This is a genomic window from Psychrobacter pacificensis, from assembly GCF_900101915.1.
GTDB classification, from domain to species: Bacteria; Pseudomonadota; Gammaproteobacteria; order Pseudomonadales; family Moraxellaceae; genus Psychrobacter; species Psychrobacter pacificensis.
Genome location: NZ_FNAL01000007.1, coordinates 77,327 through 89,793, shown reverse-complemented (window position 1 = coordinate 89,793; position 12,467 = coordinate 77,327). Strand labels below are relative to the sequence as shown.

23 protein-coding genes are annotated in these 12,467 nt (G+C 42.6%); 2 read left to right on the top strand and 21 right to left on the bottom strand.

Annotated features, from left to right (window positions below; translation table 11 throughout):
• Positions 1 to 104 precede the first annotated feature (104 nt).
• Complete coding sequence (locus BLR43_RS06060) at positions 105 to 848, top strand: elongation factor P hydroxylase (protein ID WP_093069567.1); 744 nt, start codon at positions 105 to 107, stop codon at positions 846 to 848.
• 232 nt (positions 849 to 1,080) lie between these two features.
• Positions 1,081 to 1,701, top strand: a complete 621-nt coding sequence (locus BLR43_RS06055; RefSeq protein ID WP_093069565.1) for an L-threonylcarbamoyladenylate synthase — start codon at positions 1,081 to 1,083, stop codon at positions 1,699 to 1,701.
• A gap of 78 nt (positions 1,702 to 1,779) precedes the next feature.
• On the opposite strand, the gene rplQ is transcribed toward BLR43_RS06055, so the two are convergent.
• The 21 genes from rplQ to rpsC all read right to left on the bottom strand — a co-directional run bounded on the left by rplQ (position 1,780) and on the right by rpsC (position 12,465).
• The gene (gene rplQ, locus BLR43_RS06050; protein ID WP_068408443.1) at positions 1,780 to 2,139 is read right to left on the bottom strand and encodes a 50S ribosomal protein L17; all 360 of its coding nucleotides are present in this window, start codon (positions 2,137 to 2,139) and stop codon (positions 1,780 to 1,782) included.
• Between the two features lie 19 nt (positions 2,140 to 2,158).
• Positions 2,159 to 3,166 (bottom strand): DNA-directed RNA polymerase subunit alpha, encoded by a 1,008-nt coding sequence (locus BLR43_RS06045; protein WP_068408445.1) that lies wholly within the window; start codon positions 3,164 to 3,166, stop codon positions 2,159 to 2,161.
• An 81-nt stretch (positions 3,167 to 3,247) separates the two neighbouring features.
• A complete protein-coding gene (rpsD, locus tag BLR43_RS06040; protein ID WP_068408447.1) occupies positions 3,248 to 3,889 on the bottom strand; it encodes a 30S ribosomal protein S4 in 642 nt (213 codons plus the stop codon).
• Between the two features lie 48 nt (positions 3,890 to 3,937).
• The gene (gene rpsK / locus BLR43_RS06035) at positions 3,938 to 4,327 is read right to left on the bottom strand and encodes a 30S ribosomal protein S11 (RefSeq protein ID WP_058368279.1); all 390 of its coding nucleotides are present in this window, start codon (positions 4,325 to 4,327) and stop codon (positions 3,938 to 3,940) included.
• Between the two features lie 20 nt (positions 4,328 to 4,347).
• The gene (gene rpsM / locus BLR43_RS06030; RefSeq protein WP_058025564.1) at positions 4,348 to 4,704 is read right to left on the bottom strand and encodes a 30S ribosomal protein S13; all 357 of its coding nucleotides are present in this window, start codon (positions 4,702 to 4,704) and stop codon (positions 4,348 to 4,350) included.
• Positions 4,705 to 4,956: 252 nt separating this feature from the next.
• Entirely contained in the window at positions 4,957 to 5,073 is a 117-nt protein-coding gene (gene rpmJ / locus BLR43_RS06025; protein ID WP_011279805.1) for a 50S ribosomal protein L36, read from the bottom strand.
• Positions 5,074 to 5,105: 32 nt separating this feature from the next.
• Positions 5,106 to 6,437, bottom strand: coding sequence for a preprotein translocase subunit SecY (gene secY / locus BLR43_RS06020; protein ID WP_178379273.1), 1,332 nt, complete (start codon positions 6,435 to 6,437; stop codon positions 5,106 to 5,108).
• A 19-nt stretch (positions 6,438 to 6,456) separates the two neighbouring features.
• Positions 6,457 to 6,897: a 50S ribosomal protein L15 gene (gene rplO, locus BLR43_RS06015; protein ID WP_058025566.1), complete on the bottom strand. Its 441-nt coding sequence runs from the start codon at positions 6,895 to 6,897 to the stop codon at positions 6,457 to 6,459.
• Positions 6,897 to 7,076 carry a 50S ribosomal protein L30 gene (rpmD, locus tag BLR43_RS06010; protein ID WP_071003155.1) on the bottom strand — a complete coding sequence of 60 codons (180 nt, stop codon included), beginning with the start codon at positions 7,074 to 7,076 and terminating at the stop codon, positions 6,897 to 6,899. The genes rplO and rpmD overlap by 1 nt, the downstream gene beginning before the upstream one ends.
• A 20-nt stretch (positions 7,077 to 7,096) precedes the next feature.
• Positions 7,097 to 7,612, bottom strand: coding sequence for a 30S ribosomal protein S5 (rpsE, locus tag BLR43_RS06005; protein ID WP_075106935.1), 516 nt, complete (start codon positions 7,610 to 7,612; stop codon positions 7,097 to 7,099).
• A 2-nt stretch (positions 7,613 to 7,614) separates the two neighbouring features.
• Complete coding sequence (rplR, locus tag BLR43_RS06000; RefSeq protein ID WP_058025568.1) at positions 7,615 to 7,965, bottom strand: 50S ribosomal protein L18; 351 nt, start codon at positions 7,963 to 7,965, stop codon at positions 7,615 to 7,617.
• Positions 7,966 to 7,976: 11 nt separating this feature from the next.
• Positions 7,977 to 8,510, bottom strand: a complete 534-nt coding sequence (gene rplF, locus BLR43_RS05995; protein ID WP_071003151.1) for a 50S ribosomal protein L6 — start codon at positions 8,508 to 8,510, stop codon at positions 7,977 to 7,979.
• A 176-nt stretch (positions 8,511 to 8,686) separates the two neighbouring features.
• A complete protein-coding gene (rpsH, locus tag BLR43_RS05990; RefSeq protein WP_058025570.1) occupies positions 8,687 to 9,085 on the bottom strand; it encodes a 30S ribosomal protein S8 in 399 nt (132 codons plus the stop codon).
• 11 nt (positions 9,086 to 9,096) lie between these two features.
• Positions 9,097 to 9,402 (bottom strand): 30S ribosomal protein S14, encoded by a 306-nt coding sequence (gene rpsN / locus BLR43_RS05985; protein ID WP_058025571.1) that lies wholly within the window; start codon positions 9,400 to 9,402, stop codon positions 9,097 to 9,099.
• 12 nt (positions 9,403 to 9,414) lie between these two features.
• On the bottom strand, positions 9,415 to 9,951 hold the full coding sequence (rplE, locus tag BLR43_RS05980; protein WP_057758706.1) for a 50S ribosomal protein L5: 537 nt from the start codon (positions 9,949 to 9,951) through the stop codon (positions 9,415 to 9,417).
• Positions 9,952 to 9,972: 21 nt separating this feature from the next.
• The gene (gene rplX / locus BLR43_RS05975) at positions 9,973 to 10,290 is read right to left on the bottom strand and encodes a 50S ribosomal protein L24 (protein ID WP_058025572.1); all 318 of its coding nucleotides are present in this window, start codon (positions 10,288 to 10,290) and stop codon (positions 9,973 to 9,975) included.
• 8 nt (positions 10,291 to 10,298) lie between these two features.
• Positions 10,299 to 10,667 carry a 50S ribosomal protein L14 gene (rplN, locus tag BLR43_RS05970; protein WP_010196702.1) on the bottom strand — a complete coding sequence of 123 codons (369 nt, stop codon included), beginning with the start codon at positions 10,665 to 10,667 and terminating at the stop codon, positions 10,299 to 10,301.
• A 183-nt stretch (positions 10,668 to 10,850) separates the two neighbouring features.
• The gene (gene rpsQ, locus BLR43_RS05965; RefSeq protein WP_021813375.1) at positions 10,851 to 11,126 is read right to left on the bottom strand and encodes a 30S ribosomal protein S17; all 276 of its coding nucleotides are present in this window, start codon (positions 11,124 to 11,126) and stop codon (positions 10,851 to 10,853) included.
• Positions 11,123 to 11,320 carry a 50S ribosomal protein L29 gene (gene rpmC, locus BLR43_RS05960; protein ID WP_025644397.1) on the bottom strand — a complete coding sequence of 66 codons (198 nt, stop codon included), beginning with the start codon at positions 11,318 to 11,320 and terminating at the stop codon, positions 11,123 to 11,125. Before rpmC ends, rpsQ begins: the two co-directional genes overlap by 4 nt.
• Complete coding sequence (gene rplP, locus BLR43_RS05955; RefSeq protein WP_025644399.1) at positions 11,320 to 11,733, bottom strand: 50S ribosomal protein L16; 414 nt, start codon at positions 11,731 to 11,733, stop codon at positions 11,320 to 11,322. The genes rpmC and rplP overlap by 1 nt, the downstream gene beginning before the upstream one ends.
• A 3-nt stretch (positions 11,734 to 11,736) precedes the next feature.
• Positions 11,737 to 12,465, bottom strand: coding sequence for a 30S ribosomal protein S3 (gene rpsC, locus BLR43_RS05950; RefSeq protein WP_058025573.1), 729 nt, complete (start codon positions 12,463 to 12,465; stop codon positions 11,737 to 11,739).
• Between the last annotated feature and the right edge of the window lie 2 nt (positions 12,466 to 12,467).

The window sequence follows — 12,467 nt, the reverse complement described above, 5'->3', positions numbered from 1 at the left end:
TATGTTAAGATTTTTTGATAGCAAATATGTTCAAGCTTTTTTACTACTTACTTTTTTACCTAAAATTTTTTGTCTTTAATATTTATTAAGTCAATGTCTTCTCTATGAATCTACCTGATAATAAAATTAATTTTTCTGATTTACTTTCTCCTGCTACAGCAAGTTCGTTGCTGCAATATCTTACTCAACTAGATCGTCATACTGAAAATGCTCTTAGCAATAGACTGTGCCTCGATGAAGATGAGTATTTAAGAGAATGGAGAAGTCAGTGGCAAAAGTTATCTACTACTCAGCCTGACAATACTTACTCAGCAGGGTTGATAATTGATAGCGAACGATTAGCCACTGATTGGCTCATACAGCTATTTAATACTTTATTTACTAACCAGCAAGTGATATTGGTTCGTAGTGAGGGTGAGCCAGAGTATTTCCCTGCTCAAGACAATGAGCCTGCCAGAATTGAATTCGCTCATGGATTTTTTGCCAGTGCCCTGCACGAGCTGAGTCATTGGTGCCTGGCTGGTGACGCTCGTAGACAATTACCTGACTTTGGCTACTGGTATGCTCCAGACGGTAGGACAGAAGCTCAGCAGCAAGCATTTGAGCGCGTAGAGATCAAACCACAGGCATTAGAATGTTTATTCACCTTAGCGTGTGGTCGAAACTTCCAAGTCTCACAAGATAACTTGTTTGCCGACTTCGACACTAGCAGTAGTACCTTTGCTAATGATGTCTATCAGCAAGTAGAAAGCTATATAGCCAAACCTTATACTCTGCCGCGTGACGCTAAGACTTTACTGACTGCTTTAATTAGCGTTTGTACTCCTTCATCTGAAATCAACGCTTAATTCAAATTACTAAGTGTTCCTACTTATTAACGATTTTCTACGGTTGGTAACGCCTTGCCACTAAACTTATATTTGCTTTAAGCTATACTGATAACTAAAGTAGTATGTTAAAAATACAGATTTTCTTAATTTTTAAAATAACTTTTTTAATATGTCTAATGATTGAACTACATCTAATTAATGAAAAAATTGTCTCAATTAAAAACCAATAATTAAAAAATAAGGAAAAATCATGCAAGTATTTTACATTCATCCGGACAACCCACAACCGCGGCTTATCGAACAAGCAGCGGATTTATTACGTAATGATCAATTAGTTATCTATCCTACCGATACCAGTTATGCGTTTGGCTGCCGCTTAGGCGCTAAAGACGCGCTAGAAAAATTAAAACATATCCGTGAGCTTGATGATAAGCATCAATTTACCTTGTTATGTCGCGATTTAAGTGAAATTGCCAACTATGCCACGGTAGACAATGTGCAATTTAAACAGCTAAAAGCCCATACACCGGCACCGATTACCTTTATCTTAAACGCCACCAAAGATGTACCTAAGAAGTTGGCGCATCCTAAGAAAAAAACCATTGGTATTCGCGTGCCAAGCAATCCTATTGCGCAAGCATTGCTAGCAGCGATGGATGAACCTATATTGACCAGTTCACTCATATTGCCGCATCGAGATGAGATATTGGATGATCCATTTGAGATTGAAGAGTTACTCGGTAATCAAATAGATGGTCTCATTAATGCTGGTATCAAAACCACCAAACTGACTACTATCGTCGATATGACCACTAATCAGCCCGAAATCATCAGACAAGGTGCTGCTGACGTCAGCTCACTCGTACCATAAAAAAATTTTAAGAATAAAAGGCATAAAAAAAGCTCCAAATTATTGGAGCTTTTTTTATTATACAATGAGCGTATAAAATTAGTCACGATCAACCAATTCTACATAAGCCATTGGCGCATTGTCACCATCACGGTAACCGCATTTTACGATACGCAAATAACCACCTGGACGAGTTTGGTAACGAGGACCTAACGTGCCAAATAGTTTGCCTACCATAGTTTTGCTACGCATGCGGCTAAATGCCAAACGGCGATTAGCAACGCTGTCTTCTTTAGCCAAAGTGATTAATGGCTCAGCAACACGGCGCAATTCTTTTGCTTTTGGTAAAGTTGTTTTGATCAGTTCATGCTCAAATAATGAGTTGGTCATGTTCTGAAACATTGCCTTACGATGACTGCCGGTACGACCCAGCTTGACTCCACTCTTACGATGGCGCATAGTCAAAAATCCTTAAAGTTTAACGGCTACGATAAGAAAAGCGATCATCGACACGAAGGTCAGCTGGTGGCCAATTGTCTAGGCGCATACCGAGCTCTAAATCTTTAGACGCTAATACGTCTTTGATTTCGGTCAATGATTTCTTACCAAGATTTGGGGTTTTTAGTAGTTCAGTCTCTGAACGCTGTACCAAATCACCGATATAGTAAATGTTTTCAGCTTTCAAGCAGTTGGCTGAGCGAACCGTTAGTTCAAGATCGTCCACAGGGCGTAATAGCACCGGATCAACCTCTTCTTTTTCTTTCACAGGCTCAGGCGCTTCTTCAGCTTCTAGGTCAACAAAGATAGAAATCTGTTGTTGTAAAATAGTGGCTGCTTTACGAATTGCTTCTTCTGGATCGATAGTGCCATTAGTTTCAAGCTCGATGATAAGACGATCAAGATCAGTACGTTGTTCTACACGTGCGTTCTCAACCTGATAAGCAACACGCAGTACTGGACTAAAACTTGCATCAAGCTTTAAGCGTCCAATCGCTTTAGTGTCGCCATCTTCACGGCGCTGGTTTGCTGGCTCATATCCACGACCCATTACCACACGCAAACGCATCTTAAGATGACCACGGTCGCTTAATGTACCCAATACCAATTCTGGATTGATAATGTCGACATTATGCGGCAACGTGATGTCTGCAGCAGTAATAGTGCCTGGACCTTGTTTATCCAAGGTCAAGAATACTTCATTTTGGTCATGAAGGGTGATTGCCAAGCCTTTTAAGTTCAAAAGCAAGTCAAGCACGTCTTCTTGTAGTCCTTCAAGCGTTGAGTATTCATGGTCAACACCATCAATCTCAGCTTCAATGACTGCAGCACCAGGTAATGAAGATAACAAGATGCGACGTAAGGCATTACCTAAGGTATGCCCAAAGCCGCGTTCTAACGGTTCGAGCGTGACTTTCGCAATCGTTTCATTAACCGTATCCACGTTAATGGCGTTCGGCGTTAGAAACTCAGTTGCACTTAGCATCATGATGTCACCTCGATTTATTAAACTGGTTTAATTAACGTCAATTGCTCAATGCTATTGTTATAACATCGAGCAGTACGTTACTTACTTAGAGTATAGCTCAACGATCAAGCTTTCGTTGATTTCAGCAGGTAGATCAATGCGATCAGGCGCTTGTTTAAACGTGCCCTGTAGCTTGCTGTGGTCAACATCTAGCCATTCTGGAATACCACGTTGTGTCGCTAGTTCAATAGCGTTTTTAATACGTAGTTGTTCGCGAGACTTCTCACGGATAGCGACGACATCACCATCTTGCAACTGAATTGATGGAATGTTCACACGAACAAACTCATCGCGGCCAGCTTTTTTTACCATCACAGTGCGATGGCTAACGAGCTGACGTGCTTCAGCACGAGTTGAGCCAAAGCCCATGCGATATACTACGTTGTCTAAACGGCTCTCAAGCATGGCTAGTAGGTTCTCACCAGTAGCACCACGCTTACGAGCAGCTTCTTTATAGTAGTTCGCAAACTGACGCTCTAGTACACCGTAGATACGCTTAACTTTTTGTTTTTCACGTAACTGCAAAGAATACTCTGAGCTTTTGTTACGGCTTACACCATGTTGACCAGGTGGACGAGCCGCTTTTTTCGTTTTTACGTCATATGGTTTAACACCAGACTTAAGGCCTAAGTCTGTACCTTCACGACGTGATAATTTGAGTTTTGGTCCAATATAACGGGCCATTGTTATGTCTCCTATAAGCTCTTATGATAAAAAGCTTCGTCTTTAATATTAGACGCGGCGCTTTTTCGGCGCACGGCAACCATTGTGTGGGATTGGGGTCACATCAGAGATGCTGTTAACTTTATAACCCAATGCACCAAGTGCTCTTACCGCAGACTCACGACCCGGTCCTGGTCCTTTGACCAAAACGTCGATATTCTTAACACCGTATTCTTGAGCCGCTTTACCAGCGACTTCAGCTGCAACCTGAGCTGCAAATGGTGTAGATTTACGTGAACCACGGAAGCCTTGTCCACCTGAAGTGGCCCAAGCCAGTGCATTACCTTGACGATCGGTAATCGTAACAATGGTGTTATTAAAAGACGCATGGATATGGGCAACGCCCTCCGATACTGAACGACGAGTCACTTTTTTGCGACTACGAGTGTCTTTAGCCATCTTTTAGCTTCCTAAGTTAATTATCTTTTGAGAGGGCGTGTCGGACCCTTACGAGTACGAGCGTTGTTCTTGGTGTTCTGACCTCTAACTGGCAGGTTACGGCGATGGCGGATGCCACGGTAACAACCAAGATCAACCAAGCGCTTGATATTCATCGACACTTCACGACGAAGATCACCTTCAGTCATGTAATTTGCAACTTGTGCACGGATAGCATCTAACTGTGTATCATCTAACTGGCTAACTTTAGTAGTAGGGGCAATGCCAACTGCTTCTAAGATTTTCTGAGCAGTGGTACGACCGATACCAAAGATATAAGTTAGTGAAATAACAGCATGCTTATTATCCGGAATGTTTACGCCGGCAATACGAGCCATTGATTTCTCTCCATTAAAGAAAAATAAGCGTTATTTATCAATAAGGCATTATTCTTCAGATTTGTTGCTGTTAATACTAGATTCTTTATAACGATAGTCGTTCTTTTGACTTAGTTAAAAGCCTATTGATCGAAAACATTATAAGACATTCTGCATAAACACGGCAAGTGGCGGATGATATCCCATCCGCCGTTATTTTTCAAGTATTAATTTAATTAGTAACAAAAGTTAAAAAACTTATGCTATCAAATATTAACCTTGACGTTGCTTGTGGCGAGGTTCTGCGGTACAAATAACATGTACACGGCCTTTACGGCGCACAACTTTACAGCTACCACAAATCTTCTTAACTGATGCTTGAACTTTCATAGCATACTCCTTTGAGATATCGTACCGCTCATTTAAGGTTGAGTGGGCGATTGAATTAACGTCTGATCATGATATTGATGGGTCATCAAATGCGCTTGGATTTGCGAAATGAAGTCCATTACCACAACCACCATAATCAGTAATGACGTACCACCAAGTTGAAACGGCACACCAAACGATGACTGCACGACCATTGGCATTAAACAAATAACCGTCATATACATCGCGCCAATAAAGGTCAGTCGGTTTAATACATGATCGAGGTAACGCTGAGTTTGTTGTCCGGGGCGGATACCTGGGATATACGCACCACTACGTTTAAGGTTTTCTGCTACTTCACGCGGGCTAAAGACCAATGCCGTATAAAAATAACAGAAGAAAATAATCATTGCGCCAAACAGTACTAAATACAGCGGTTGCCCTGGAGACAATACCAATGCCATATTTTGTAGTATTTTTTGTACGAAGGTAGGATCTGTTGATTGACCAACCCACTGTCCTAAACTCGCTGGAAACAGCAGCAAAGAACTGGCAAAAATAGCTGGGATTACCCCTGCCATATTAAGCTTTAGCGGCAGATGTGACTGCTGCTGAGCATATATTTTACGGCCTTGTTGCTGTTTCTGTGCATAGTTAACAGGAACACGGCGCTGAGCACGTTCAATATAAACGATACCAGCAGTGACCGCGATGCCTAACAATACAAAAATAAATAGTACAATCAAGTTCATCTGACCTTGATTGACCTGTTCGATAGATTGCGAAATCATACCTGGCGTACCCGCCACAATACTCGCAAAAATGAGCATTGAGATACCATTACCAACGCCGCGTTCTGTAATCTGCTCACCAAGCCACATCAAGAACATTGCGCCCGCTACCAATGAAGTAACGGCTGGAATATAGAAAGTCAGACCAGATGATAAGGTAAGATTTTGGCTGATTAAGCCAGCACACATTCCTAATGACTGTACTAGTGCTAAAGCAAGCGTTCCTTGACGGGTATACTTGTTCAGCTTGCGTCGTCCCGCTTCACCCTCTTTTTTGAGAGCTTCAAGCGATGGCAATACCGCAGACATCATCTGTACGATAATCGATGCTGAGATATATGGCATAATGCCAAGCGCCATAATAGACATACGCTCTAGCGCACCACCTGAGAACATGTTGAACATGCTCAAAATGGTATTTTCGTTGCGCGAAAACAGATCAGCCAGATTAACCGGATTAATACCCGGGACTGGAATGTGCGACCCTAAACGATAAACAATCAATGCGCCGATTAAGAATAATAAACGCGACCATAGCTCATCATACTTACGTATAAATGCGAATGGATTAAGCGGTATACCAGCCGATGACATTGATTGCTTTGACACGTTACTACTCCTCGATGCTACCACCAGCAGCTTCGATTGCTTGCTTAGCACCTTTAGTCACTTTGATACCTTTGAAAGTATAAGCTTTAGTGACTTCACCTGATAGCATTACACGAGCACGTTTCATATCGTGACGGATAAGGTTAGCAGCTTTAAGTGTTTCAAGGCTAACTACATCGCCTTCAATTTTATTCAGTTCAGAAAGACGTACTTCAGCAGTCTTCATAGCCAGTTTACTGGTAAAACCAAATTTTGGTAGACGACGATATAAAGGCATTTGACCACCTTCAAATCCTGAGCGAACGCTAGAACCTGAACGAGATTTCTGACCTTTTACACCACGACCACCAGTCTTACCAAGACCTGAACCGATACCACGACCACGACGTTGGGCAGTTTTCTTTGCGCCAACACCTGGTGATAATTCATTTAATCTAAGACCCATTACGCTTCCTCCACTTTTACCATGTAGTTAACGCGATTAACCATACCACGGGTTGAAGGAGTATCTTCAACGACCACACTATGACCAATACGGCGTAAACCCAATCCTTTCAAGCTCGCTTTGTGGCTCTTTAGGCGATGGGCACCCGATTTAAATTGAGTGACTTTCATTTTTTTCATCGTAACTCACCTAGTCTAAGTTAACCCAAGATTTCGTCTACAGATTTACCACGTTTAGCTGCCATCTTCTCTGGAGTTGACATATCACGTAAACCGTTAAACGTTGCACGAACAACGTTAGCAGTATTGGTAGAACCATAACATTTAGTCAAAACATCTTTGACACCAGCAACTTCTAATACAGCACGCATTGCACCACCAGCGATTACGCCAGTACCTTCAGATGCAGGTTGCATGTAGACTTTACTAGCACCATGACTTGCTTTGATCGGATGATACAAAGTTGCATCATTTAGCTCAACAGTAATCATATTACGTTTGGCAGCTTCTAGTGCTTTTTGAATAGCAGCTGGCACTTCACGCGCTTTACCACGACCAAAACCAACACGACCATTACCGTCACCCACTACAGTCAACGCAGTGAAAGAGAAAATACGACCACCTTTAACAACTTTTGCAACGCGATCAACGGTAACTAAGCGTTCTACTAGACCGTCAGTCTGTTCATTTTTATCATTTTTATCATTTCTAGCCATGATTAAAACTCCAATCCGTTTTCGCGAGCAGCTTCTGCTAAAGCTTTAACTCGACCATGATATTTGAAACCACTACGGTCAAAGGCAACTTTAGTAATGCCAGCTGCTTTTGCACGTTCTGCGATCATTTGGCCTACAGACGTTGCTGAATCAGCGTTACCAGTCGCGCCTGAACGCAAGCTGCTGTCTAAGGTAGATGCCTGAGCAATCACTTCACCACCATTTGGAGAGATAATCTGGGCATAAATATGTTTTGACGTGCGGTTAACCGTTAAGCGATGAACGCCTAGATGACGGATATGCGCGCGTGTTTTCTTAGCTCGACGCAGACGAGCTGCTTTTTTATCAAACATTTCAACTCACCTTATTTTTTCTTAGCTTCTTTGCGAATCACATGCTCGTCACTATAACGAATACCTTTGCCTTTATAAGGCTCAGGTGGACGGAAACCACGGATATCAGCCGCTGCTTGACCAAGCTGCTGTTTATTGTTTGATTTCAAAACAATTTCAGTTTGCGTTGGGGTTTCAGCCGATACACCTTCAGGTAGCGTGTATTCTACTGGATGAGAGTAGCCAACGTTCAAGGTTACTTTGTTACCAGCAACTTGTGCGCGATAACCAACACCAATCAATTGAAGACGCTTTTCAAAGCCTTCATTTACGCCAGTAACATAGTTGTTAACAAGAGCGCGCATGGTGCCAGTGTGCATCATAGCTTCTTGTGAATCGACTGCAGGTGAGAAAATGATAGCATCATCTTCCTGTTTCAGCTCGACCAATTCATGCAGGTGTAAAGACATAGTACCGTTCTTGCCTTTAACTTCGACCTGCCGATCGTTCAAAGTAACGCTTACGCCATTTGGCAGCGTTACTGGGGCTTTAGCCACACGAGACATAGGAATATTCCTTAAAAAATTTAACTTGCTTTTATTAGCGAAAAAACTAACAGGCTAAAAAGCGTGTTAGTTTAGCATAGTTGACTGTGTTAGACACCTATCAATTTGAAATAATTAAACATTACTCAATCGATAGAAGCCTAACCACCATCAAATAGACTTCATCGTCGTATAGCTTACGCTACAAATGCAACGATTTCACCACCGATACCAGCAGCGCGTGCAGCACGATCGCTCATGATACCTTGGCTTGTAGATACGATAGCAACACCCATACCTTGCTTAACAGTAGGGATTTCGTCTTTACCGCGGAACTGGCGTAGACCAGGGCGGCTATAACGTTGAATAGTTTCGATAACCGCACGGCCTTCGAAATATTTTAATTCAATAGTAAGGGTTGCTTTGTTGTTTTCTTCTTCAGTAACAACAGCGCTCGCCACATAACCTTCGCTAACTAGCAAATCAGCAATTGATTTACGTAATTTAGAGCTCGGCATTGCTACCGATACTTTGTTAGCCATTTGTGCGTTACGGATACGGGTTAGCATATCCCCAACGGTATCTTGCATACTCATATAGTTACTCCTTACCAGCTTGCTTTACGAACACCAGGCACATCGCCTTGCATGACACGCTCACGCAGCATATTGCGTGATAAGCCAAACTTGCGGAAGTAACCGTGAGGACGACCGGTGATAGCACAACGATTACGCAGACGTACTGGTGATGAGTTGCGTGGAAGAGCTTGTAGCTCTAACATCGCGTCCATACGCTCTTCGTCTGATGCGTTGATATCACTGATAGTTTCTTTTAGCTTGATACGCTTTTCAGCATATTTAGCAACCATTTTTTCGCGCTTTAATTCGCGGTTAATCATGCTCTTCTTTGCCATAACGTCTTTACCTTATTTAAATGGGAAGCCGAATGCTTTAAGCAACGCACGACCTTCTTCATCAGATTGAGCTGACGTGGTGATTGTCACATCCATACCACGGATACGGTCAATCTTGTCAAAATCTACTTCTGGGAATACGATCTGTTCTTTGATACCCAATGAGTAGTTACCACGTCCGTCAAAGGCTTTAGGTGAAAAACCGCGGAAATCACGAATACGAGGAATTGCAATGGCAACGAGACGATCTAAAAATTCGTACATTTGCTCACCGCGTAGCGTTACTTTACAGCCAATTGGCCATTCTTCACGAATCTTAAAGCCAGCAACTGATTTACGCGCTTTGGTGACAACAGGTTTTTGACCAGCAATCGCGGTCATGTCAGCTACAGCACCTTCAAGCAATTTCTTGTCTTGAGACGCGCCGCCTACACCCATGTTAAGTGTGATTTTAGTGATTTTAGGCACTTGCATCACATTGTCCAAACCAAGATCTTCTTTGATTTGCTGCTTTAATTTATCGTTATATAAAGATTTTAATCTTGCCATTACCATTACACCCTTAGTGTCTTACGCAGTCGCCACTACTTCACCGTTTGAACGATAGACGCGTTGTTTCTTGCCATCTTCGCCAAACTGATAAGTAATACGGTCTGCTTTTTGGGTTTGCGCATTTAAGATTGCGACATTTGAGATATGCATAAAAGCTTCTTGCTTAAGAATGCCACCTTCAACGCCAGTCGCCTGATTTGGCTTCTGATGTTTAGTAACAATATTAACGCCTTCAACTTTAATACGATCGTTTTTTACAGCTTGTACAGTACCTTGCTTGCCTTTGTCTTTCCCAGCAATCACGATAACTGTATCGCCTTTACGTAATTTTGACATGGATTACCTCACAATACTTCTGGTGCTAGTGATACAATTTTCATAAACTGATCACCACGTAGTTCACGAGTTACCGGTCCAAAAATACGAGTTGCAATCGGCGCTTTATTTTGGTTCAACAATACCGCAGCATTGTCATCAAAACGTAACACAGAACCATCTGGACGACGAACGCCTTTTTTGGTGCGTACAACTACTGCATTCATCACGTCGCCTTTTTTTACACGACCACGAGGAATGGCTTCTTTAACCGTTACTTTAATAATGTCGCCAACTGATGCATAACGACGATGAGAACCACCCAGTACTTTAATGCACTGAACTCGCCTTGCACCGCTATTGTCTGCAACTTCCAGCATTGACTCAACCTGAATCATAGCGTTACTCCACACGTATGAGCAATAAAAACCAGTTGCTGCCGCTAGCACAGAATGAGTAGGACGGCATTTTAATATAAATAACCGCAGCTTACTCTTAATGTGAGTGATATGCGACGGGCGCAATCAGCATCCTTAAAAAGGCGGCTATTTTAACAGCTTCTGGCTTTCAATGCAATTTACTTAGATTTTTTCTACTTTTTCAACCACATCAACTAAAGTCCAAGACTTAGTTTTTGAGATTGGACGCGTTTCTTTGATGCGGACAAGGTCGCCTTGTTGACAAACATTGTTCTCATCATGTGCTTTGATTTTAGTAGAACGACGAAGCTGTTTGCCATACAAAGGATGACGAACCAGACGCTCAATCAAAACTGTGATGGACTTGTCCATCTTGTCGCTGACAACTCGTCCTGTCAATACGCTAGCATTGGTAGCTGTTTGATTGTTATCGCTCATGAGTCGCCTCGTTGTTTCTCGTTAATCAAAGTCTGAAGCTGAGCAATCGTACGACGATTGGCACGTACTTCATGGGTATTACCCAACTGACCAGTTGCTTTAGCCATACGAATACGGAAAGCATCAAGCTGCTTTTCATCAAGTAACTGGGTCAGTTCTTCTAATGATTTATCACGTAATTCACTGATCTTCATTACATTATCGTCCGCTTAACAATGGTAGTTTTAAAGGGCAGTTTTGCTGCAGCAAGCGTTAATGCATCGCGAGCAAGCTCTTCAGATACCCCTTCAATTTCATATAGCACTTTACCAGGCTTGATTTCGCATACCCAGTACTCAACTGGACCTTTACCTTTACCCATACGTACTTCTAATGGTTTGTTGGTAATAGGCTTGTCTGGGAATACACGAATCCAAATCTTACCGCCACGCTTGATTTTACGAGTGATGGTACGACGTGCTGCTTCGATTTGACGGGCTGTCATACGACCACGCGTCAATGATTTTAGACCAATTTGTCCGAATGCAACGGTGCTTCCACGATGAGCTAGCCCAGTGTTACGACCTTTATGCATTTTACGAAACTTGGTACGTTTTGGCTGTAACATAGTTTAACCTCTGTCTGAGTTTCGACGGTTTCCGTTTCCGCGACCACGGCGTTTTGGCGCACGAGTCTGCTCTTCTTTGACGGGATTATAAACACTGTTCATACCGTCAAGGATCTCTCCGCGGAAAATCCAAACTTTAACACCGATGGTGCCGTAAGTTGTCTCTGCACGAATTGACGCATAGTCAATATCAGCACGAAGTGTATGCAAGGGCACACGGCCTTCACGATACCATTCGCTACGAGCAATCTCAGCACCGCCAAGACGACCAGACAGCTCAACTTTAATACCTTTAGCACCAGAACGCATGCTGTTCTGTACAGCGCGTTTCATCGCACGGCGGAACATAACACGACGCTCAAGCTGGCTTGCGATACCCTCTGCTACCAAACGTGCATCAAGATCAGGTGACGTGATTTCTTCAATGTTGACCTGAGCAGGTACGCCCATAATTTTGGTCAATTCTTTTTGAAGTCTTTCGATATCTTCGCCTTTCTTACCGATAACGATACCAGGGCGCGCAGTGGCGATGGTAATCTTAGCAGCGCCAGTAGGACGCTCGATCATGATGTTGCTGATCATTGCGTTATCTAGCTTTTTACGTAGATATTCACGAACTTGAATATCGTTGATTAGGTATTCTGAGTATTGTTTAGGATCAGCATACCAGTTTGCGTTATGCTTTTTTACAACACCAAGACGAATTCCGATTGGATGTACTTTTTGACCCATAA

Excerpts from the sequence above, each read along its gene's own strand:
- BLR43_RS06055 (WP_093069565.1), top strand. The coding sequence starts at position 1,081 with ATGCAAGTATTTTACATTCATCCGGACAACCCACAACCGCGGCTTATC.
- rpsE (WP_075106935.1), bottom strand. The coding sequence starts at position 7,612 with ATGGCTAGAAATGATAAAAATGATAAAAATGAACAGACTGACGGTCTA.
- rplP (WP_025644399.1), bottom strand. The coding sequence starts at position 11,733 with ATGTTACAGCCAAAACGTACCAAGTTTCGTAAAATGCATAAAGGTCGT.
- rplO (WP_058025566.1), bottom strand. The coding sequence starts at position 6,897 with ATGGGTCTTAGATTAAATGAATTATCACCAGGTGTTGGCGCAAAGAAA.
- rpmD (WP_071003155.1), bottom strand. The coding sequence starts at position 7,076 with ATGAAAAAAATGAAAGTCACTCAATTTAAATCGGGTGCCCATCGCCTA.
- rpmJ (WP_011279805.1), bottom strand. The coding sequence starts at position 5,073 with ATGAAAGTTCAAGCATCAGTTAAGAAGATTTGTGGTAGCTGTAAAGTT.
- rplX (WP_058025572.1), bottom strand. The coding sequence starts at position 10,290 with ATGTCAAAATTACGTAAAGGCGATACAGTTATCGTGATTGCTGGGAAA.
- rpsN (WP_058025571.1), bottom strand. The coding sequence starts at position 9,402 with ATGGCAAAGAAGAGCATGATTAACCGCGAATTAAAGCGCGAAAAAATG.
- rplE (WP_057758706.1), bottom strand. The coding sequence starts at position 9,951 with ATGGCAAGATTAAAATCTTTATATAACGATAAATTAAAGCAGCAAATC.
- rpsH (WP_058025570.1), bottom strand. The coding sequence starts at position 9,085 with ATGAGTATGCAAGATACCGTTGGGGATATGCTAACCCGTATCCGTAAC.
- rpsK (WP_058368279.1), bottom strand. The coding sequence starts at position 4,327 with ATGGCTAAAGACACTCGTAGTCGCAAAAAAGTGACTCGTCGTTCAGTA.
- rpsQ (WP_021813375.1), bottom strand. The coding sequence starts at position 11,126 with ATGAGCGATAACAATCAAACAGCTACCAATGCTAGCGTATTGACAGGA.
- rplF (WP_071003151.1), bottom strand. The coding sequence starts at position 8,510 with ATGTCTCGTGTGGCTAAAGCCCCAGTAACGCTGCCAAATGGCGTAAGC.
- rplR (WP_058025568.1), bottom strand. The coding sequence starts at position 7,965 with ATGTTTGATAAAAAAGCAGCTCGTCTGCGTCGAGCTAAGAAAACACGC.
- BLR43_RS06060 (WP_093069567.1), top strand. The coding sequence starts at position 105 with ATGAATCTACCTGATAATAAAATTAATTTTTCTGATTTACTTTCTCCT.
- rplN (WP_010196702.1), bottom strand. The coding sequence starts at position 10,667 with ATGATTCAGGTTGAGTCAATGCTGGAAGTTGCAGACAATAGCGGTGCA.
- rpsC (WP_058025573.1), bottom strand. The coding sequence starts at position 12,465 with ATGGGTCAAAAAGTACATCCAATCGGAATTCGTCTTGGTGTTGTAAAA.
- rplQ (WP_068408443.1), bottom strand. The coding sequence starts at position 2,139 with ATGCGCCATCGTAAGAGTGGAGTCAAGCTGGGTCGTACCGGCAGTCAT.
- rpmC (WP_025644397.1), bottom strand. The coding sequence starts at position 11,320 with ATGAAGATCAGTGAATTACGTGATAAATCATTAGAAGAACTGACCCAG.
- rpsM (WP_058025564.1), bottom strand. The coding sequence starts at position 4,704 with ATGGCTCGTATTGCCGGCGTAAACATTCCGGATAATAAGCATGCTGTT.
- BLR43_RS06045 (WP_068408445.1), bottom strand. The coding sequence starts at position 3,166 with ATGATGCTAAGTGCAACTGAGTTTCTAACGCCGAACGCCATTAACGTG.
- rpsD (WP_068408447.1), bottom strand. The coding sequence starts at position 3,889 with ATGGCCCGTTATATTGGACCAAAACTCAAATTATCACGTCGTGAAGGT.
- secY (WP_178379273.1), bottom strand. The coding sequence starts at position 6,437 with ATGTCATCGGCTGGTATACCGCTTAATCCATTCGCATTTATACGTAAG.